The following is a 20100-nucleotide window of genomic DNA, read 5'->3' as shown; positions in this document are numbered from 1 at the left end:
ATTTTGCTGCCCTCTTTAGGCTGCTTATCTGGTTGGAGGATCGATACTTTGTCGCCATCGACTGCTGCTAGCAGCATAACCTCTGACTCTAACCCGAAGATCTTCCTAGGCGCTAGGTTTGTGACAACGGCGACGAGCTTCGACTTCAACTCCTCTGGCTTATACTGATCTCCCAGCCCGGCAACCGACTGCTTAACCACACCGCCGAGATCGATCTTGAGCTTCAAGAGTTTTTTAGAGTTGGGCACAGGTTCGGCTTCTACGATGCGACCTATTCGCATATCTATCTTGCTGAACTCCTCAAAGGACACGGTTTTAGATGCCAAGCCTACTCTGCAAGAGTATACTCGTATGGCGTTTAAAAGGTTTTCAGACCCCTAGCTAGGTGATTAGAGTCTTTAAGACCTCTAGCACGCTCTCTTTAGGAAACTTTGTTGATATCCTCAGCATCCCCTTCCCTATGCCTAAGTATCCTCCACCCTCAGAGATCAAGACGTGGTCGAACAGCCTTATCGAACCTAACCCGAGATTAAGAGATGCTGCGAGTTTCCTTAGTTTCTCCTCATTAGGCTGGTTAAAGTTGATTTTCAGCACGATCGAAAGGTCGTCTCCGACTGATAGGAGTTGAATGAACCTCCATCCTCTCAACTTTAGTTTCTGCTCCAGCTCGGCTGGTTTGATTTTGCCCACCGCTTTCTGCGCTTCGGTATATGCCTCCAAGACTTCTTGAGCGATCTCAAGCCAACTCAAAATATCCTACAACCTCTAGCCGGAGGACTTTGAGCCCTTAAACTTCTCAAGCCACGGCTCTAGCTCTTCATCAGAAATCTTCCTAAACAGAACCTTTGGCTTCAGGATCTTGTGACCCGCTTCGAGTAGAAGGTCGCTGGCTGAGTCCCAAGGCTGAAGATTAACGCTACCTTCTAGCGCGAGCTGCCTCCAGAGCTCTTCGGTTGAGTAAGGTATGTAGGGGTGTAGGAGAATGGCTAGGCTTCTGGTTGCGTTGGCTGCGTAATATAGGCAGTTCGCTGCGTTTTCACCACGTTTCCAAGGCTCCTTTCTTTGAAAATATTGGTTGCAGAAAGTTGAGAACTCGACGATCGTCTTTAAGGCTCTGTCAAGCTCGTTCTTTTCGATGTAGGCGCCTGCGCTCAGCGTCGTTTCTTTCATCTTGCGGATCAGCTCCTTGTCAAGATCATCTGGGTCCTTGGGTCTGGGTATGGTTGCATCAAACCTTGTGTATATGAAGCTCAGTACACGGTATATGAAGTTGCCTATGTTGGCTACTAGCTCGTTGTTGATCTTCGCTGCGTATTCTCTCCAATCGAAGTTTACGTCAGCTTGGCTGTATGGTGTGATGGATGAGAGGTAGTAGCGTAGGTAGTCTGGCGGGAAGTGCTTTAGGAACTCTTTTAGGCTGACGTACCAGCCTCTGCTCTTAGAGAACTTTTGCCCCTGGAGTAGGAGGTGGCCTCTTGTTGGTATGGATGTTGGTAGAGCGTATTCCTCGTCTAAGCCCATTCTCATGGCTGGTAGGAAGAGGTAGTGGTGGTAGACTATGTCCTTCCCGATGAAATGGTAGATTCTGGCTGAGTTCCAGAAGCGCTTACCATCTAAACCCTTGCTCTCAAGGTACTTGAGTGTGGTTGATATGTAGCAGAGGTGGTTATCAAACCAACCGTAAAGAACTTTGCCCACAGCCTCCTTTAAGGGGATGGGCACACCCCAAGTTATGTCTCTGGTGATATCCCAGTCTCTGAGACCAGATTCTATCCACTTTAACACATAGTTCTTAACCTCACTCTGGAGATTTTTGTTCCCCTCCAACCACGCCTTCAACCGCTCCGAGAACAGCGAGAGCTTGAAGAAGTAGTGTAGGCTTCGCTTAGCGACTGGTTTGGAGCCGCATAGTATACACCTAGGGTTCAGAATCTCGCCTGCTTCAAAAGTTCTTCCGCAGACTTCACAGCCGTCTGAGTATTGGTCTTCTGCTCCGCAGTAGGGGCATTTCCCGACGACGTATCTGTCTGGTAGAAACTTCTTGTCCTTTTCACAGTAGGGCTGCTCCACCTCTTTGCTGTAGATGTAACCTCTTTCGTAGAGCCTTAGAAAGAAGTACTGGGTCAGCTTGAGGTTTTCTTCTGAAGAGGTTTTGTAGAAGAAGTCGAAGGATATGCCTAGTTTCGTGAAGTCCTCTAGGTCCCTCTTATTCCAGTACTCCACATACTCTTTTGGGGTCTTCCCTTCCTGCTCAGCTTTTATGAGGATGGGTGTTCCATAATCGTCTGTGGCGCAGGTGAAGACTACTTCGTATCCCTTCATTCTGCAGTATCTTGCGAAGATGTCTGCTGGTAGATAGGTTGAGACCACGTGACCTAGGTGGATTTCGCCGTTTGCATATGGTAGTGCGCTGGTTATTACGATCTTTTCGCTGCTCATCTAAGCAGTTACCCTTTTTCTCCACCTATAGGAGCCAAGATTGGGCGTATTTTTTCTGCTCCTCAGTCATCTCATCTATCTCTATGCCGAGCGCTTCTATGGTCCTTCTGGCAACCTCTTGATCTATGCTCTGAGGCACATCGTAGACCTTTGGCTGCATCTTGCTGTGGTTCTGTGTGAGGTAGATTAGGGAGAGGAGCTGGTTGGAGAAAGACATCATCATAACTTCAGGCGGATGCCCCTCTGCTGCAACCAAATTAGCTATCCTTCCGCGCCCAATCAAGTAGACCCTTTTACCGCTCTTTAACCTATACTCTTCTGTGTACGGTCTAACCTCGACCCTAGAAGCGGCGTTTTCGTCCAAGTATTTGACGTCTATCTCTACGTCGAAGTGTCCTCCGTTTGCGAGAATAGCCCCATCCTTCATCCTTTCGATGTGCTCCCCTCGAATGACGCCTGTCTGCCCCGTGACCGTTATGAATATGTCGCCGACTTCAGCAGCTTTAGCTATAGGCATAACTGTGTAGCCATCCATATGGGCTTCGAGTGCCTTAAGCGGATCTACCTCAGTCACTATTACGTGTGCGTCTAGCCCCCTAGCCCTCTTCGCAACCCCTTTACCTACCCACCCGTATCCGCATACCACAACTGTCTTGCCTGCGAGAAGGAGGCTTGTAGCCCTCAGTATCCCGTCGATGACACTCTGCCCAGTACCGTATCTGTTGTCGAAGAGATACTTTGTATAGGCGTTGTTAACGGCTACTACGGGATACTTCAGCAGACCATCTTTTTCAAGAGCCCTTAGTCTAATTACACCCGTTGTAGTCTCTTCGGTCCCAGCCAATATGTTGAGCCCACCCATCTTGTGGGCTTCTACGTGCGCGTCTGACCCATCGTCCATAAGAAACTCTACTCTAGATGATAGAACCCGATGTATACAGTCGAAGTACTCTGAGGGCTTCTCACCACGCCAAGCGAAGACGTTTATGCCTTGTGATGCGAGGTAGGCTGCTATATCGTCTTGCGTTGAAAGTGGGTTAGCGGCGGCAAGATAGACTTCAGCACCTAGTCGCTTCAGCCCCATCACGAGAACCGATGTCTCCTTTGTTACGTGTAGGCAGACACCTACCCTTCTACCCGCTAAAGGCTTCTTAGGTGCCTCGCGTTCAATTATGGCTGTTAGCGTTGGCATATGGTTGTAAGCCCACTTATATGATAGCTCACCTTTACCCGCTAAAGAGGGGTCTGCGATCTTACTCGGCAAGATATCTCGAATAAGGCTTCGGATGTGAACTATTTAACTGCTATCCACGTATCTGGGCTCCACACTTTATCCAAACGGCGGTGCTTGAATTTCTTCGCGTTGGCACCTATGTAGGTTGAGACGATCTGCCCGCTACCCAAAAGAATATACTTGTAGGTTACGAGCCCCTCTAACCCCACAGGGCCTCTTGCGTGTATCTTGCTCGTGCTTATGCCTACTTCTGCGCCTAGACCAAATCTGTAGCCGTCGCTGAAGCGTGTTGATGCGTTATGTATCACGGTTGATGAATCCACACCAGTTAGGAATCGTAGAGCTGCGGATTTATCCTCTGTTATTATGGAGTCGGTGTGTTTTGAGCCGTACCTGTTTATGTACTCTACCGCCTCATCCAGCGAGTCTACGACTCTTATTGCAACCTTGAGGTCTAGGTATTCTCGCCCCCAATCTTCTTCGGTCGCTTCTTTAACATCGAACCCCCTCAGCGCTTCTTTTGCTCTTGGGCAGCACCTCATTTCAACACCAGCCTTCACGAACCGCTCAGCAAGCTTAGGTAGGAAGGTTTGTGCAACATCTTTGTGCACCAATATGCATTCGACAGCATTACACACTGCTGGGTACTGGACCTTCGCATCGAAGCAGACGTCAACCGCTCTAGCGAGGTCAGCAGCCCTATCCACATATATGTGGCATACACCAGACGAATGCCCCAAGACCGGTATGCGTGTATTCTCCTGCACAAATCTCACGAATTCGTTGCTACCCCTAGGCACAATAAGATCAACTAAATCGTCTTGCTTCAGAAGATCAAGTATCTCCTCCCTAGCCTCCAGTAGCTGAATCCACCCTCTTGGGATGCCAGCTTTATCAGCCGCATCTCTGATCACGTTGTAGAGCGCCCTATTGATATTCGCAGCCTCCCGCCCGCCCTTCAATATAACAGCGTTACCAGACTTTAGGCAGAGGCTCGAGATCTGAGGAAGCACATCTGGTCTGGCTTCAAAGACCACCCCAATGACGCCAAGCGGGCAAGTAACCCGATAGAGCTCAAACCCGTCATCCAACTCAATAGCATAGAGGGTCTTCCCAACAGGGTCATCAAGCGAAGCGACGCTCCTAACCATCTCAACTATAGCCTTAATCTTCACTTCATCCAGCTTAAGCCGCTCTAAAACCGGCTTCGCAAGCCTACCAGCCTCAACCTCGGCTTGAGCAGCCTTAACATCGACAAAAGCGGCTGCGAGGAGGGTATCCTTCTCCCTCCAGATCGCGTCAGCGATCTCAAGCAGTGCTCTGTCCTTAGCTGAGCGAGGCAGCTTCGCCATCTCATAGGATGCTTTCCTCGCCTCTAACGCCATCTCTCTGACACTACTCAACACCCTTCACCAACTTAGCGGGGACAAATAGGGTGCCAACAGGCTCACCTTTAAGGAGCTCGCGGATAACCTGCGGGTCTTCACCATTCAAGATAGCCATAGGTATACCAGCCTTAAGAACCACTTTAGCAGCCTGAAGCTTAGTTACAAGCCCGCCTGAACCTCTATGTGCGCCCCCAGCTACGGCTTCTAGTTCAGGTGTCACTTCTGTCAAGGTGCGCAGAGGTTTTGGGTTTGGTGTGAGGTTGGGGTCGCTTGTGTATATCCCGTCTACGTCTGAGAGCAGCACTAGAAGGTCTGCCTTCACACTAACACTGAGGAGGGCTGCTAGGTTGTCGTTGTCGCCGAATCTAATCTCGTCTACAGCAACTGTATCGTTTTCATTCACTATCGGAAGCACACCCCACGTGATAAGCGCCTCCAGCGTGTTCTTAAGGTTCTGATGCCGCTGCTCATCCATAAAGTCCTCTTTTGTCAAAAGGAGCTGCGCCACGATCTGATTGTATTTAGCGAAGTGCTCAGCATAGGTCTTCATAAGTATGCTCTGACCTATTGAAGCTGCGGCTTGCAGAAAAGGCATCTGCCTCGGGCGTGACTTTAACCCAAGCACACCTAAGCCCGAAGCGATGGCACCTGAGGTTACTAGGAAGATTTCACGCTCCTCCCTTCTTAAAGCCATGATCTCATCGACGAGCCTAGCGATCTTTCTTTCGCTTATCTTCGAATCCTCTTCTGTCAAGTTGCTTGTGCCGACCTTCAACACTATTCTAGAAGCCTTCATCAGATAATCTTTTGGTCTAGGTAGGTCAGACGCTGCGACCAGCTTGTCTTTGGATGTTACGCTCAACCCCATCTACCTCTTTAACCTATAGCGTGGTTGCAGAAAGCCCTCCTTTTCAAGTTTATTCGCTGCCACGAGCTCGCGGCACTTCCTAGCGACATCAGAGGGCTCAACCCTCTCCCCACTTACTCTGCTTATCCTCTCTGATATCTCTATCGCTGTTAAAGCGCTGCCGTCTGCTAGAGCCTCCATTATCCGCTTCTCAAGCAGATCCATTTCAACCCTAACCCCTTTGCTTAGAAGATCTATCGGCTCTACACCAGGAAGCCTAGAGTAATGCTCGTGGACTATCTTCCAGCCCTCATCGGTCTTAACCATTATGACGGTTGCCCTAGATTTTATGGCGAAGTCGAGGTCACGTATCCTCCCGGCGTAGCTCAAGTAGAAGGTTACCCAAGCTGTTCCATCGTTAATCTGTATTATTGGCTCCTCTATCCTATACACATACTCCTTTAACACCTTCAGAGCAGCCTTCTCCTCCTCAACCCCGTTAAGCCCCATCCTCTTAAAAGGCGGCCAATCATCAAACTTAGTGTAGCGTCTAGGCTCTATCAGAGCCGCGATCTTCTCGTGGTCACGCTGTTTTATGGCCTCGAACCTAGCCGTTAAGATCTTCATCACATCCTCATCTTCCAAGGCTATGCAGCTCCGGCTAAGCGGTGAGATATAAGGTTAAGGGAATGATGATGTTGCGATTAGGTTTTAGCGTTTGGTGCTTTCTTTGGTTGTCATATGTCTGCTTATCGTAACATCATCAAGGGAATGCTTTAACGTAGAGGCTCCATTCAGAAGGGTTGAACTCGTTAGGGTAGTCGGAGACCTTAGCGTAGCCGCTGACCAGTAGCCACTTATTAACATTTAGAAAATGTGTTGAGTTGTACTCAACGTAGACTACGGCGACAAGCCTATTGTACCGATCGATCACGTACAAGTCATCTACATCCAAATAGACTTTCTTGTTCAAGATCAATAGGGTTAACGCCTCTTTCGCCTCACTATACCCGACTTCACCCCTCTCAGGAGTATTGATGTCGGCAAGCCTCACTCTACCGCAAGGGAAGCCGTCAAAGGTGTCGCCATCTACCACGCGGTACACATGGGCTGTTAAGTCGAAGCCGACTCTGGGATGCTGTGTAATAGTTGTTAAGGTGGTGGTCTCCTCAACAGTGGCTGATGATGTGTAGTGTATGCTTCCTACTTCTTTGGTTGAGGAGGAACCTATGTAATATCCAACAAACCCAGCGAAGAGAGCGATAACGAGAAGAACTGCTGAAAACTTAACGCCTTCCACAACCCTCTTTGCCACGATACACGTTTATAAACGTTGGATAGCATCTTTTGAGTGCTGTGTCGAGTGTGGGTGGAGGCTCGCTGTGCTCAAACCTAATCTGATCGTTCGAGCGCCAGAGTACGGGAAGCTGGTCACCTTTGTACCGAATAAGCGGCTCCCTATCCACAACTGGTTCTACTTTAAGGAGGGCTTTTCAAGAGACTTCGTTGTAAAGATGTTTGAGCTATTTGGTGTGGATAGCGGCGCTAGGGTGCTCGACCCCTTCTGCGGCTCAGGCACCACATTGGTTGTTGCCAAGGAGTTTGGTTTAGATGCTTGTGGGGTTGATGCTTCGCCGCTCGCGGTCTTCGTGAGCCAAGTTAAGACTGCTGACTACGATATCGATGCTCTAGAGCAGACCACTGAAAGGATCTTCTCGCAGAAGTTTAGGAGATGTGAGTTAGGTGAGGTTAGCTGGCTCACTAAGGCTGCCTTCTCAAAGTACGCCCTTGAGGATATTGCTTTCTTCAGGGAGGAGGTTCGGAGCATAGATGATCCTAAAGTTAGAAACTTCTTCACACTAGCGTTAATGAACTCAGCGAATAAGGTGAGTTATGCGTTAAAGGACGGTTCATACATAAGGATCGTTAAGAAGCCGCATCCACCTCTCAGAAAGGTCTTCAAAAGAATGGTTAAGAAGATGATCAAAGACATCAAATCGACCAGCTACAGAGGTTCTAACATCGAAGTGTACCTCGGTGATGCGAGGAGGCTCGACTTCCTACCGGATGAAGCATACGATTTAGTGGTGACCTCTCCACCCTACCTTAACAAGATAGAGTACACCAAGGTCTATCGGATAGAGTATGAGCTCTTCTTCCCAGAGGTTAAGATGGATGCTCTACGCTCCTACATAGGCATAGACACACAAGTAGACCGAGACCCCTTCCCAGACCTCAACCTACCGGTGGCTGCAAAAGCATACCTGAGGGACGTAGAGCTCTCTCTACAAGAGATAAAACGGGTATGCAAAAAAGGCGCAAAACTGGCTATTGTGGTGGCTGAAGGAGCCTTCCCAGACCAGATAGTCCCCTGCGATCTATTGGTTGGTGAGCTCGCAGCAAGAATAGGTTTCAATGTTGACAGAATCCTAGTAGCAGCCGAAAGGGTGGTTACAAGAGATAGAACCGTAAAGATCGGAAAGGCCAGAGAAAGCATCATCCTACTACAAAGATGACCCCATATACACAATCTTTGCTTACAAATCAGATAACGGGAAAACAGCCCTCTTATTAGAAGATAGAGCGCTAGTTGAGCGGCAATAAACAAAAGACACGTTTAAATACTCCGAACTCGATTTCAAGAGATGTTTGAATCGCTTAGAATGGAAGAAGATAAATGAGGAAATTAGACTTTGTAAACAGACTCAAAATCCTGTCGACTGTTTATTTAAATTATTTGTAGAAACTAAGGATGGCTGGGTCGCTTATAACCTAGCCGAAATCTATGAGAATCAAGGTAACCTTGTAAAAGCATTAGATTTCTATAAAGAAGCCTGCAACCTTCTCCCACTCCATAAATATAAGAGTATGGCTGAGCAAAAAATAGCGAAGATCTCGGGATTATTACAAAAATCCCAGAAGAAAGAAGGAGATATTCTTTTCGTGGTCTCTTGCACGAAGGAGAAGATTTGGGGTGAGAATACCTCAGCAGACGCATACGTACCAGCAAAAGACGCTTACACAGGAGAAGACTTTAAAAAATGGCTAAAGCGTGAAGAAGCAGACAAATACCCTTGGCTCATACTTAGTGCTAAATATGGCTTCATCGAACCAGATCACCCCATAGGAAACTACGATGTTACCTTTAACGATGAAAAAAGTGGCCCCATCTCTGACGAAACACTAAGGCGACAGGTATTATATCAAGAGAGACTTGGTAGACCCCTAAGAAGCTTCTCAAAAATTTACGTCATAGGAAGTAGCACATACTTTGAGAAAGTAAAAAATGCGTTTAAAGAAACTGGGGCAGAAGTTTTACGCTACAACTTTACAACAGAAGATTGCAAGACCTTTGACCCTGCAGTTTCTGATCTCGTGAAGATGCTTAACGAGTTTAAGCAGAGTCCATTAATAGACGTACGTAATATTAGCAGAAGCGAAATCCCTGAGTCTTCCGGGTTATATGCTTTCTATCGTAAAAACTCGGAAAGACCGATCTATGTTGGGGTGACTAACAACCTTAGAAGAAGAATTTGGGACAATCATCTGAGCGGAAATCGTGAAACCAGTGCGCTAAGAGAAAAGCTTATTAAAGAACTAGGAAGCGAAGATGATGCTACTACTTTTCTTCAGAACTGTCAACTGCGAATTAAGGCTTTCGCAGATATGAATATGGCTGTTTTAAAAAGACTAGAGCACCTAGCAATAGCATATCTTAGTCCTGAGCTCAACGACTGAGTCTTACTCCTTCTAAACAACTCGCGTTAAGATATACTTTTTAGGAACCTTCGTGGAAGCAGTATCAAGAAGTTGGGAACAAAAGAACAGAACACGTTATGCAGTCTTTGTAGGGAGCGTGTGGCTGAATACGATGTGGGCGGAGGGATTCGTTTGTGTAAGAGGTGCTACGAAGAGATGCACTTCAATATCTTCCAGCAGATGGAAGAGTTCACCCTCTTCTAAGAGTTACGAAAAGAAAGGCTTAACTATTAATTTACGACGATGCCTTAACAGAATGCGGCTATGAATGAGCTGATTAAGAGGGCAGCAAAAGACCTACTGAACTCAAACTACGCCATCGCACTAACTGGAGCAGGGATCTCAACCGAATCAGGAATACCAGACTTCAGAGGACCACAAGGAATATGGACAAAAGACCCAGACGCTGAGAAAAGGGCTCACCAGATCTACTACAAGTTTCTGGCAAACCCCAAGGAATATTGGGAGGAAAGGCTAAGCACCCCCTCACTCCTAGGGGATTTAGCGAAGGCTCAGCCTAACCCTGGCCACTACGCGTTGGCTGAGTTGGAGAAGATGGGGGTTATAAAATGCGTGATCACCCAAAATATCGATAGCCTCCACCAGAAGGCTGGAAGCAGAAACGTAATCGAGTATCACGGGAACGCCTTCAAATTAAGGTGCTTGGGCTGCGGTAACAGATTCGACTTAAAAGAATTCGACTTAGCTAGATTAAGGGTAGAGGGGAAGCTACCCCCCGTTTGCTCAATCTGCGGATGCGCCTTGAAGTCTGATGTAGTGCATTTTCATGAACCTATACCGGCTGATGTGTTGAGGCGCTCATTAGAAGAGGTCTCAAAATGCGACTTGATGCTCATCTGCGGAACCTCAGCAGTAGTCTATCCGTTCGCAGAGCTACCAAGAGTAGCAAGAGAGAGGTTGGTAAGGAAAGAAGGGAAGTGGCATCCAGTAACCCTAATAGAAGTAAACACTGAACCAACCCCGTTAACACAAGAAGGCATATCAGACTACCTCATTCAAGCAAAGACAGGAGAGGCTCTACCGAAGATAGTAGAGGAAATAAGAAGGATAAAGGTAGATATCTAGAATATACAGCATAGAAAAGAAAGAAAACCTAATCTCACAATAATGTGGCGCCGCCGGTCGGACTTGAACCGACGACCAACTGGTTAACAGCCAGCTGAGCCCCTTTTCCAGCTAGGTCTGCTCTACCACGCTGAGCTACGGCGGCACCTAAGCAGAGGCTTTTGCGGTAGAGTCTAATAAACTGTTTGTCAGACGCTGTGTTGGCTCAATGTGATTTCCAGTCTCTCCTTACCTGCACCAGGCTTCTTCCCTCTACCGACCTTTACTCCGCCTATTTCGCCTGTGTTCTTTGGGTGTGTGCCTCCGCAACGCATGGCTGGGTAGGGGTCTATCTTCCAGTATCTCGTCTCACCCTCGCTCCAAGTGTGAATATCTAACCTTGCTCTTATCAAGTCGTTGACTCTTTCTTCGACCCTTTGAAGCCTCTGAGGATCGAGCTTCTCTTTGAATAGGTAGTCTTCTCTCGATTTTGTGTCGTCTGTCAAGCCTGGGCTCGCTGGTCGGCATTCTTCTCCAAATTCTTCTTGGATAGCGTAGTAGAGGAGGTGGGCTGCTGAGTGCAGCTTCATTATCCTATATCTCCTATCCCAATCCAGCAAGCATTCGACTTCGCTCCCAACCGCAAAGTTCGGCTCGGATTCGAGGGTGTGCACGATTAGATCGCCTTCTCTCCTTACGTTGATAACCTTTATGCCTGAGATTACGCCCGTATCATATATCTGCCCGCCTCCTTGAGGGTAGAAGTATGTTCCGTCAAGCACGACATCTCTACCAGATATAGATTCCACCCGCGCTTTGAATCTGCTGGCGTAGGGGTCTAGCCAATAGAGCCTTAGAGTCCCCATATCAGAGAGTTGAGCAGCGGGGTGAGTTAGGCTTTACTCTTTGAGGCTACGATCCTCAGCACATCGATCAGGTCAGCTATCAAATAGTCTGGTTCAGCTGCTAAGAGGTCACTTAGTTCGCCGAAGCCCTTGCTGTAGGCTATAGTTATGCAGCCCACCGCTTTACCGGCTAAGATGTCTTCAGCCGTATCACCTACCATCGAGGAGACCGACGGTTCGACGTCAAGTCTTCTTAAGCATAGTGTGAGCTGCTCCTTCTTCGTCTCTGCTTCTCTACAAGTAACCACCCTATCCACCAGGTGCGATATGGAGAAGAGGGCTAGTATCTCAGGTATCGCGTACCATAGTGTTGTCCTTCTGCTCACCAACCCCACTTTAACGCCACACGCTTTCAGCGCTCTTAGGAGAGGTTTTGCGTGTTTGGTGAGCTTGGCGTGTTTATGCCCATCTGAATCGTAGGCTTTCGTGAACGCTTCCATAAACCGTTTGGCTAGATCTTCTCTGCTCGCCACCTCAGAAGGAATCAAGTGCTTTAGGTAGATGTCCGGGTGCTGCCTAGCGAGGGTCTTCACCTTCATCCGGTTAGGCGGCTTCAACCCAACATCTCTACAAGCCGCAGCCAAGGCTTCCTCAAAGCTCCTACTTTCATCTACAAGCGTGCCGTCGAAGTCGAAGACCACCGCCGCTATACTCCTCAACCCACCGACCTCTAGTAGCCTATAGGCAGCCCGTCGCCTCGAGGATCAGCTCCACCATACAGGACCCTCTTACCTCTACCGATCACTACACCCTGCGCGTGCCCCATAAGTGAGGAGAAGGGCTTCACCGTCTCAACCCTATGCCCCAAGGCCTTCAGCCCATCGACCACTACGCTCGGAAACCTCCCCTCCATAAGTAGAACCTTATGCTTCTCATATATCGTGCCTGGGAGAAGCCATCTGGGTAGGTAGATGGCTTCTTGGATATTTGCTCCGTAGTCGATTATTGAGGACAGTATTTGGATGTGTGTCTGGGGCTGCCCGTCTCCACCCATGGAGCCGAGGACAATATGAGGTTCACCGTCCTTCAATGTGATCGAAGCGCAGAGCGTGTGGAAGGGCCGCTTACCAGGCTCAAGCCTATTGTGATGACCCTCCTCCAGGGTGAAGTAGGTTCCCCGATTATGCAGCACAACACCAGTCCCCTCTACCACTACGTGTGACCCGAAGGGGTGGTAGAGGCTTTGAACACAAGAGACGCAGTTTCCGTCTCTGTCCACAATAGCAAAGTACGTCGTATCACCCTGATCTTCAGCTGAACCATCTGCGTAGGGCATTGCTGAAGCAGCCGATATTCTGCTTCTCAGAGAGTCGGCGTGCTCTTCTGAAAGGAGATGCTTCAGAGGTATGTCAAAGAACCTTGGGTCTGCAACGTACCTAGCTCTGTCTTCGTACGCAAGCCTAGTAGCTTCCACTAGAAGATGAATAGTTTCAGCGGATAGCTGAGCCTTCTCCTTAAGGTTGAAGCCGCTTAGAATATTCAAAGCTATGAGTGCTGCTACGGCTTGCGTGTTCGGAGGGGTCTCATACACAGTGTACCCTCGATACTCTGTGGAGATCGGTTCGCCCCACTCAGATGTGTGTTCTCTAAAATCCTCCCCGGTAAGCGGAACTTCAGGTTCATTCTTTTCGATCTCTTCAGCCAGCATAGAGTAGAAGGCGTCTGAGCCGCCTTCAGCTACAACTGAGAGGGTTCTGCCGAGATCCTCCTGTTTTAGAACCTCGCCCTCATTAAGTCTCCTACCCTGCGGCAGATACACTTTAGCCCAACTGGGGTAGGCTCCTGTTTTCGCGACCTGCTCCATAGCTGCTGCCAAGCCTCTGCTGATGGGGAACCCATTCACAGCATAGTGTATGGCGAAGCGCAGAAGTTCACGCATATCCATAGAGCCAAATTCCTTGTTTAGTTTCTCCCAGCCGCTTACACAACCCGGCACAGTTACACACGCAAGCGGACCATAATTCGGGATCCTCTCCAACCCCTTTCCAAGATAGTATTCTACGCTCGCCTTCCTTGCCGCTCTACCACTACCGTTTAAGAAGCGCACATAACCATCTCTAGAAGAGTAGATTAGGTAGAAGATGTCTCCACCTACACCACACATATGGGGCTGCGTTACGTTAAGCACAGCGTTGACCGCCACAGCCGCGTCGAAGGCGTTACCACCCTCTCCTAATATCCTAACACCAGCAAGCGACGCCAAAGGGTGTGCTGAAGCAACCAAGGCTTCAGTAGCCAATATGGGTTGAGTAGGATGCATCTCACTCACACCACATTCATCAACAAAATAAGCTTGATGGTTAAACCTCGCCTCTTGCGCTTAATTAAGCATTCCGTTTGACCCAGTTAGATTGCGAAGTTGGTAATGTTTTTTTATGTCTCGGTGCACGTTAATGGCTTAGGTGGTTGTTGTGCCAAGCAAGCTGGGTAGGAAGCGGAGTGTCTATTTTTTCCGCATATAACGTAATTACGAAGAAGATGAAAGATCTGGTGAGGAGATCATTAAGCTAAGGGATGCGATCGTATCTAGGTCTGGATCCGTCGTTAAACCCAGGCGGTCTCCTTTTAGGGGTTCAGCTAAACTGCTTGTTTCTGAAGACGAGCTTGAAAGGAGCGTTGAAGAAGCTGACTCAGCGATATACAGGCGTGGGTGGAAGTGACGATTTAACGTCGTTGACACCCACGCTTGGGTATTCTGGATAAGTTGCTAAAGAAGGGTAAGGATCATATCTATGGGTTAAGAATATGCTTTAGGGAAAAACGGCTGGGGTAAGGGTTGACAATAGAGGTAGGATGACGATTCCAAAGGAGCTAGGGGTTAGGGAAACAAGAACGGTAATTATTAACGCTGGGTCATTCTTTATCGGAATCCCTCTCCCAAAGACACCTTATCTCGCAGCTAAGGATTGGTTGGCGGGTAAGAAGAGTAGGCGCGATCTTAAAGATTTGGCGGAGAAGGCGGCTAAGGATGAGGCTGTTAGCCGTGCAAAGAGAAGGAAGCAGCTTTAGTGAGATAAAGGTTTGATGGTTGAAACTGATCTTCTATACGCTTTTGTCAAGAAAGAAGATTAGTTGAAACTAAGTTCCAGACCGCGTGATAATATCAACTGACACCCGTCTTCGATAGGGTCCCTGGGTTGGGAAGAGTCGATCCGCGTGAATTATGAATGGGTTTTGTGCATAACCCTTATTAGCCTTTGCTCTGCGGTTACTTTTGCAGCGAAGGGGTATGCTTCAGATACTTGGTGAGGCTTTGACGAAGATCCCGAACTCGACCCTCATTGTTATAGCTATGGCTCTGGGTGTGAATATTCTGTATGCTGTGGGGCGGAGGCTGCTGACGAATGTGGAGCAGATGAAGCGTATGCAAGCTGAGCTCAGAGAGTACCAGAAGGAGCTGAGGGAGGCGATTATGAGTAAGAATAAGGCGAAGGAGGAGAAGCTGATGAAGAAGAAGCCTCAGACGGATAAGCTTCAAGCGAAGGTCGCTGCCGACAACCTTAAGGTCACCTTCCTCTTTTTCGTCCCACTTATGCTCCTATGGTGGCTCGTCAACAGCATAATAGGCCCAGGCACCGTAGCGATCTCACCCATCCCCATCCCAATACCGCTCGGCGCTAACTTTGGACCGATAGGGCCTGAGCTCAACCTATTCTGGTGGTATATGATCTCATCCTTCGCCTTCAGCGGCATGATAACGAAACTTCTTGGCGTGAGCTTGACAGACTAGGTGCAGCCTATGCCCAAAAGAAGCTTCATAATCTCTGGACCACCAGCTGTAGGTAAGACTACTGTAGCTGAGGCGATAGGTAGACGCTTCGGGTTAAGGGTGTATGGAGGCGGAGACGCGCTAAAAGAGGTGGCTGCTAGCAGAGGCTACATAGCAAAGGGGGCTGAGTGGTGGGATACCACTGAGGGTCTACGCTTCTTAGCTGAGAGGGCTGCGAACCCAGAGTACGATAGGGAGGTCGATAATAGGCTCATAGAGGTGCTGAAGCAAGGCGACGTTGTTGTAACGAGCTACACCCTACCTTGGCTAACAGACCTAGGCGTAAAGATCTGGCTTGGTGCTAGTGTTGAAAGCAGGGCTAAGCGTATGGTTGAGCGTGACAAGATAGGGTATGACGAGGCTTTAAGCATCGTGAAGAAGAGAGACGAAGAGAACAAGAAACTCTACCAGAGGATCTATGGTATAGAGTTTGGTAAGGATCTCTCTGTCTTCGACCTCGTCTTAAACACAGACCACCTCAGTAGAGAGGCTGTTATTGAAGTGGTCGAGGCATTCGTTAAGCATTTTGTGTGAGCGGCTTTGGAGAAGCAGAACGCGCCTCTGATTGAGCTGGGTGAAGAGGAGACCGACCCAGCTTGCGGCTACTTCTACGACAAAAGACCCATCGAAGTCCTCCTCCAATACGGCTTGATCCCATTGGATAAGCCCGAGGGGCCTACGAGCCACGAAGTCGTCTCATATGTTAGGAAGATTCTAGGCGTAGAGAAGGCGGGGCACAGCGGGACACTAGACCCCCCTGTAACAGGGCTGCTACCAGTGGGTCTGGGTGAGGGCACCAAGGTCCTCTCAACCCTACTACTTGGACCCAAAGAGTATGTTGCTGTGGCGAGGCTGCACGACCCGGTGAGCGAGGATAGGCTTAAGAAGGTTCTTCAAGAGTTTACCGGCGAAATATATCAGAGGCCTCCTCAGAGATCCTCGGTTAAGAGGGTTACGCGTGTCAGAAAGATATACGGCATAGATCTGCTTGAGCAGGTTGGCAAACTGGTTCTACTGAAGGTGTCTTGCCAAGCGGGAACCTATGTTCGCAAACTAATATATGATATCGGGGAGGTGCTGAAATGCGGCGCCACTATGGTTGAGTTGAGGAGGACTAGGGTCTGCCACATATCTGAACAAGACGGTTTCGTAAGGTTGCACGACCTCCTCTACGCTAAAGAGAGGTTAGCAGAGGGCGACGAAACATATATGAGGAGATGCGTTCGCCCAGTAGAATACGCCACAGCTTGGCTAAAAGAGGTCTACATAAGGGACTCTGCTGTAGATGCTATATGCCACGGAGCGCAGCTAGCGATCCCAGGTATCGTGAGGCTCTCAAGCAACATATCAGCAGGGGATGTCGTGGCGATCTACACCCTTAAAGGCGAGTTGGTAGCTATAGCGCAAGCCATCCTCTCAACCACAGAGATCGTTGAGCGCGAGAAGGGGATAGCGTTCAAAACAAATAGGGTTGTTATGAAGCCTGGGACCTACAAGAGGCTCTGGCGCTCCAAGGGGGAGTAGCGTGCTCACCCATGCCTTCTGAGGGCAGCGGTTTTCTTCTCGTCGCCTCTCTTCAAGATAAGGCTGGATGTAATATAGCGTCCGTTCTTAGGTCTAAATACGGTTTTCAAGAGACTTCGGAGCGGTTTGAGGGTAGCAGCATCTATGAGTGTGGTGGTGTCAGACTAGCGTATACGAGAAGGGATATTATTTACGCGGACCACCTAGATGAAGCATTTAACCCTAAGGCATACATCTTCCTATCACGCCACAGCTCAGAAACCGGCATACCCTGCCTCACAGCACACTTCCCCGGCAATCTGGGTGAAGACGCTAGTTATGGTGGTAGATCTAGAGAGCCTTCCATAACCTTCCCAAGCCTCCTGAAAAGCTACCTTAAAGCCCTCTGGCTGAGAAGAAGCGAAGCACAAGGGTATCAGATCGTTTTGGAGCCGATGCACCACGGGCCATCTAGCCTCAAGAAGCCCTGTATGTTCGTTGAGATAGGCTCTAGGGTTGAGCAGTGGTCGGATTTGAGAGCCGCTGAGGTGGTTGCAGATTCGCTTTGGTCCGCTATAAACAACCTTGAATATGCTTCGAAGGTTGGCGTAGGGTTTGGCGGCACCCACTACTCCTCCAAATTCACTCAGCTCCTAGTAGAATCTGAGTACGCTTTGGGTGCTGTGGCTTCAAAGCACATTCTTCCTGAACTAACATTAGAGACCGTTAAGTCGATGGTCAGTAGGTGTGCTGAGGAGGTTAGATACGCTATTTTAGATTGGAAGGGTCTGTCAACGGAGAAGCAGAAGATACTTAGATTTGCAGATGAATTGGGGTTAGATGTGGTTAAGATCTAACAAGGCTCTCCTTTTTCGAGGCTAAGGAGGAAGCGTTTAACATCCAAACCCGCACTATACCCCCCTAACCCGCCGTCAGCACGAACCACCCTATGGCAAGGCAGGAAGATTGGTAGAGGGTTTCTACTCAACGCTCCACCCACAGCCCTATATGCATTAGGGTAACCTATCTGCTCAGCGAGCCACCTATAGCTCCTAACTTCACCATACGGGATGCTCCTCAAAGCGCTCCAAACCATCACATCAAACTTAGAGCCTAAAACATCCAACCTCACAGTAAACTCCCTACGCCTACCTCCAAAGTATTCCTTGAGCTCACGCTCAGCAGACTTAAGCACTTCCCACACATCCACCTCGTCACAGCGCCCCCCTCTAGAAGCGGGCGTGCAGCCTATCTTAACCGAAAATAGGCCTCTTTGAGTCGCAGATAGTCCGATCAATCCGATGGGTGAACTAACGAGTATAGAGCATATCTTTTTCTCCAACTCGATAAGATTGCCGGTGAGTCAGCTGGATTTAAGAATTGTTAGAGATGGCTAAATTTAGGGTTTGCTCATATCTGAAAGACGGTAGTTGCTTTGGCTCCGTGCATCAAACAAGAGGAAAAATGATCTACCATCCTCTACATATGAGCATATTGTTGTTACCAACGCATACCAATAGGTATGTATAATTATGGCTTCTACAACAAGCGTTTCCTTATGGGGTTAGGATGATGCTTCTTTGGCCGGCCTCTGGCACAGTTTATTATTCGAGCATGGTTTAAAGGCTATAAAAAATAGGAATAATAGGAAAGGGGGAGGCTAGCGAATGTCTGATCATTGTGGAAAATTCTTTGATTTTGCGAAAAACTGGCTATTACCCATATTCTTAGGTTTTGCAATAGGTTTAGCCATATTTCTTCTCGTCACAATCTATAGTTTGCTAAATTATGCCACAGCGCTCGTCGTAAGCTTGAATCTTTTTCTCCGTTTATTGTGCACATTTATCGCTCTCTTCGGAGGATATTTGATAGTGAGACTTATGGCGGAGAGCAAGGAATGTGGTTGCGGAACAGATCTTGTAATCAAAAGATATCATTTGCGGAGTGGTTTTCTTAGCCTAAGAGACACGATAAGCAAAACTTTGGCTTCAGCAGTAACTATAGGTTTCGGTGGAAGCGCTGGCTTGGAAGGTCCGAGCCTCCTACTTGGCGGAGGAATCTCCTCATTTATCACTAGAAAGCTGGGGTTGAATCAAAAGGATATTAAGAAACTGTTTTTGTGCGGTGCGGCAGCAGGCTTCTCAGCCGTCTTTAAAGCACCGTTGACGGGGATACTGTTAGCGTTAGAGATACCTTACAAAAGAGACATCGAAACCGAAGTTTTTATCCCAGCCTCTATCGCTTCTATCACCGCTTATTTTACCTCTGCCATAACTATCGGAACGGAAACGATTTTCCCACACCCAACCCTTCTTATGCCCACCCCTTCAATTCTCTTACATGCGATTCTTTTAGGAATTCTAGCAGCGCTGGTTGCATTGGCTTTTATGGAAACTTTTGAGAAAACAAACACCTTGGTCAAAAAGCTTGCCGTTAAGCTTTCAATGTCACATATAGCTATTATTGGTGGGCTCGTTGTTGGTGTGATAGGCTTGTTTTATCCTAAAGCGCTTGGTCTAGGGTATGATTTCATCCACAAAACCACACTAGCAAAGTTAGGGGAATTAAGTTTATCAACGCTAATCGCGGCTCTGCTCTTTAAAATAGTCGCCACAAGCATAACCCTGAACTTTGGAGGAAGCGGTGGTCTCTTTGTCCCATCACTATACGTTGGCGGAGCCCTTGGGCTTATTTATGCGCAAATATTGAATATAGAGCCACCCACTCTATGTGTTATGCTGGCGATGGCTGCCGTTTTAGCCGCAACAAGCAAAACTCTTTTGACCAGCATAACACTAGTCGCTGAAACCGTAGGTCCAAGCTTCATCATTCCCACGGTGGTTTCTGCTGCCGTAAGTTACTTTCTTACCGGGAACAGATCTTTCTATAGAAGTCAACTTTTAAACAACGCTCATATGTAGAGGGTGGTGAATCATTTTTCCCTCTTTTTGATGCACGGAACCAAAGTGCTTCCATTAGGAGTATAAGAGATTAAAATTCTTTAACGAGGGTAGAGTTAGTGATGTGTGAAATTATATGGTTGTGGTGTTGTCGCTTTGTTTTCTAAGAAAGATCTATAACCTTCGCATATATCGTATCCGATATATTTATCTACTCTAAAACCAACCCTAAAGCTTAGGAGAAGCGCGTTGAAGGCTGTGGGATCCAAAGACGAGGCGCTGTGTGCTGGT

Annotated in this window: 22 protein-coding genes and 1 tRNA gene; 10 read left to right on the top strand and 13 right to left on the bottom strand. The window is 48.2% G+C overall.

Going from position 1 to position 20100, the window contains the following annotated elements; all coding sequences use genetic code 11:
* The 8 genes from HA494_07570 to HA494_07535 form a co-directional block, all read right to left on the bottom strand.
* The coding region (locus HA494_07570; protein NHV97623.1) for a methionine--tRNA ligase at positions 1–281 on the bottom strand (281 nt) is incomplete at its 3' end.
* Positions 282–381: 100 nt separating this feature from the next.
* Positions 382–750 (bottom strand): hypothetical protein, encoded by a 369-nt coding sequence (locus HA494_07565; protein ID NHV97622.1) that lies wholly within the window; start codon positions 748–750, stop codon positions 382–384.
* Positions 751–765: 15 nt separating this feature from the next.
* Positions 766–2439, bottom strand: a complete 1674-nt coding sequence (gene metG, locus HA494_07560; GenBank protein ID NHV97621.1) for a methionine--tRNA ligase — start codon at positions 2437–2439, stop codon at positions 766–768.
* Between the two features lie 25 nt (positions 2440–2464).
* Entirely contained in the window at positions 2465–3703 is a 1239-nt protein-coding gene (locus HA494_07555) for an adenosylhomocysteinase (protein NHV97620.1), read from the bottom strand.
* Positions 3704–3732: 29 nt separating this feature from the next.
* A complete protein-coding gene (locus tag HA494_07550; protein NHV97619.1) occupies positions 3733–5058 on the bottom strand; it encodes a glutamate-5-semialdehyde dehydrogenase in 1326 nt (441 codons plus the stop codon).
* Between the two features lie 10 nt (positions 5059–5068).
* Positions 5069–5923 (bottom strand): glutamate 5-kinase, encoded by an 855-nt coding sequence (gene proB, locus HA494_07545; protein ID NHV97618.1) that lies wholly within the window; start codon positions 5921–5923, stop codon positions 5069–5071.
* 6 nt (positions 5924–5929) lie between these two features.
* On the bottom strand, positions 5930–6553 hold the full coding sequence (locus HA494_07540) for a nuclear transport factor 2 family protein (protein ID NHV97617.1): 624 nt from the start codon (positions 6551–6553) through the stop codon (positions 5930–5932).
* Positions 6554–6671: 118 nt separating this feature from the next.
* On the bottom strand, positions 6672–7208 hold the full coding sequence (locus tag HA494_07535; protein NHV97616.1) for a thermonuclease family protein: 537 nt from the start codon (positions 7206–7208) through the stop codon (positions 6672–6674).
* A gap of 82 nt (positions 7209–7290) precedes the next feature.
* On the opposite strand from HA494_07535, the gene HA494_07530 reads away from it, so the two are divergent.
* The 4 genes from HA494_07530 to HA494_07515 all read left to right on the top strand — a co-directional run bounded on the left by HA494_07530 (position 7291) and on the right by HA494_07515 (position 10753).
* Positions 7291–8424, top strand: coding sequence for a site-specific DNA-methyltransferase (locus HA494_07530; protein NHV97615.1), 1134 nt, complete (start codon positions 7291–7293; stop codon positions 8422–8424).
* 133 nt (positions 8425–8557) lie between these two features.
* Positions 8558–9646: a GIY-YIG nuclease family protein gene (locus HA494_07525; GenBank protein ID NHV97614.1), complete on the top strand. Its 1089-nt coding sequence runs from the start codon at positions 8558–8560 to the stop codon at positions 9644–9646.
* A gap of 72 nt (positions 9647–9718) precedes the next feature.
* Positions 9719–9871 carry a hypothetical protein gene (locus HA494_07520; GenBank protein ID NHV97613.1) on the top strand — a complete coding sequence of 51 codons (153 nt, stop codon included), beginning with the start codon at positions 9719–9721 and terminating at the stop codon, positions 9869–9871.
* Between the two features lie 60 nt (positions 9872–9931).
* A complete protein-coding gene (locus HA494_07515) occupies positions 9932–10753 on the top strand; it encodes an NAD-dependent deacylase (protein ID NHV97612.1) in 822 nt (273 codons plus the stop codon).
* 45 nt (positions 10754–10798) lie between these two features.
* Here the strand turns inward: HA494_07515 and HA494_07510 are convergent.
* The 4 genes from HA494_07510 to ggt form a co-directional block, all read right to left on the bottom strand.
* Positions 10799–10898: transfer RNA gene (locus tag HA494_07510), tRNA-Asn, on the bottom strand.
* Between the two features lie 43 nt (positions 10899–10941).
* On the bottom strand, positions 10942–11598 hold the full coding sequence (locus HA494_07505; protein ID NHV97611.1) for an alanyl-tRNA editing protein: 657 nt from the start codon (positions 11596–11598) through the stop codon (positions 10942–10944).
* Positions 11599–11624: 26 nt separating this feature from the next.
* Positions 11625–12296 carry an HAD family hydrolase gene (locus HA494_07500; protein ID NHV97610.1) on the bottom strand — a complete coding sequence of 224 codons (672 nt, stop codon included), beginning with the start codon at positions 12294–12296 and terminating at the stop codon, positions 11625–11627.
* Positions 12297–12307: 11 nt separating this feature from the next.
* A complete protein-coding gene (gene ggt, locus HA494_07495; GenBank protein ID NHV97609.1) occupies positions 12308–13906 on the bottom strand; it encodes a gamma-glutamyltransferase in 1599 nt (532 codons plus the stop codon).
* A gap of 524 nt (positions 13907–14430) precedes the next feature.
* Between ggt and HA494_07490 the strand changes: the two genes are divergently transcribed.
* The 5 genes from HA494_07490 (at position 14431) to HA494_07470 (ending at position 17766) form a co-directional block, all read left to right on the top strand.
* Positions 14431–14646, top strand: coding sequence for a VapB-type antitoxin (locus HA494_07490; protein NHV97608.1), 216 nt, complete (start codon positions 14431–14433; stop codon positions 14644–14646).
* Between the two features lie 205 nt (positions 14647–14851).
* The gene (locus HA494_07485; GenBank protein NHV97607.1) at positions 14852–15367 is read left to right on the top strand and encodes a DUF106 domain-containing protein; all 516 of its coding nucleotides are present in this window, start codon (positions 14852–14854) and stop codon (positions 15365–15367) included.
* A gap of 9 nt (positions 15368–15376) precedes the next feature.
* Positions 15377–15940: an AAA family ATPase gene (locus HA494_07480; GenBank protein ID NHV97606.1), complete on the top strand. Its 564-nt coding sequence runs from the start codon at positions 15377–15379 to the stop codon at positions 15938–15940.
* 6 nt (positions 15941–15946) lie between these two features.
* A complete protein-coding gene (locus HA494_07475) occupies positions 15947–16930 on the top strand; it encodes an RNA-guided pseudouridylation complex pseudouridine synthase subunit Cbf5 (protein ID NHV97605.1) in 984 nt (327 codons plus the stop codon).
* A gap of 11 nt (positions 16931–16941) precedes the next feature.
* A complete protein-coding gene (locus tag HA494_07470; protein NHV97604.1) occupies positions 16942–17766 on the top strand; it encodes a hypothetical protein in 825 nt (274 codons plus the stop codon).
* On the opposite strand, the gene HA494_07465 is transcribed toward HA494_07470, so the two are convergent.
* Positions 17763–18251, bottom strand: a complete 489-nt coding sequence (locus tag HA494_07465; protein NHV97603.1) for a methylated-DNA--[protein]-cysteine S-methyltransferase — start codon at positions 18249–18251, stop codon at positions 17763–17765. The genes HA494_07470 and HA494_07465 overlap by 4 nt on opposite strands.
* Positions 18252–18576: 325 nt before the next feature.
* Here HA494_07465 and HA494_07460 point away from each other — a divergent pair, with 325 nt between their 5' ends.
* Positions 18577–19830 (top strand): chloride channel protein, encoded by a 1254-nt coding sequence (locus tag HA494_07460; protein NHV97602.1) that lies wholly within the window; start codon positions 18577–18579, stop codon positions 19828–19830.
* Positions 19831–20100 lie beyond the last annotated feature (270 nt).

The sequence above is a fragment of the Nitrososphaerota archaeon genome (genome assembly GCA_011605775.1).
Classification (GTDB): Archaea; Thermoproteota; Nitrososphaeria; order Nitrososphaerales; family JAAOZN01; genus JAAOZN01.
This window is presented reverse-complemented; position numbering and strand designations above follow the sequence as displayed.

What these genes read in the sequence shown, in the direction of transcription:
- metG (NHV97621.1), bottom strand. Translation starts at nt 2,439, where the DNA reads ATGAGCAGCGAAAAGATCGTAATAACCAGCGCACTACCATATGCAAAC.
- HA494_07550 (NHV97619.1), bottom strand. Translation starts at nt 5,058, where the DNA reads ATGGCGTTAGAGGCGAGGAAAGCATCCTATGAGATGGCGAAGCTGCCT.
- HA494_07515 (NHV97612.1), top strand. Translation starts at nt 9,932, where the DNA reads ATGAATGAGCTGATTAAGAGGGCAGCAAAAGACCTACTGAACTCAAAC.
- HA494_07505 (NHV97611.1), bottom strand. Translation starts at nt 11,598, where the DNA reads ATGGGGACTCTAAGGCTCTATTGGCTAGACCCCTACGCCAGCAGATTC.
- HA494_07490 (NHV97608.1), top strand. Translation starts at nt 14,431, where the DNA reads ATGACGATTCCAAAGGAGCTAGGGGTTAGGGAAACAAGAACGGTAATT.
- HA494_07480 (NHV97606.1), top strand. Translation starts at nt 15,377, where the DNA reads ATGCCCAAAAGAAGCTTCATAATCTCTGGACCACCAGCTGTAGGTAAG.
- HA494_07470 (NHV97604.1), top strand. Translation starts at nt 16,942, where the DNA reads ATGCCTTCTGAGGGCAGCGGTTTTCTTCTCGTCGCCTCTCTTCAAGAT.
- HA494_07460 (NHV97602.1), top strand. Translation starts at nt 18,577, where the DNA reads ATGTCTGATCATTGTGGAAAATTCTTTGATTTTGCGAAAAACTGGCTA.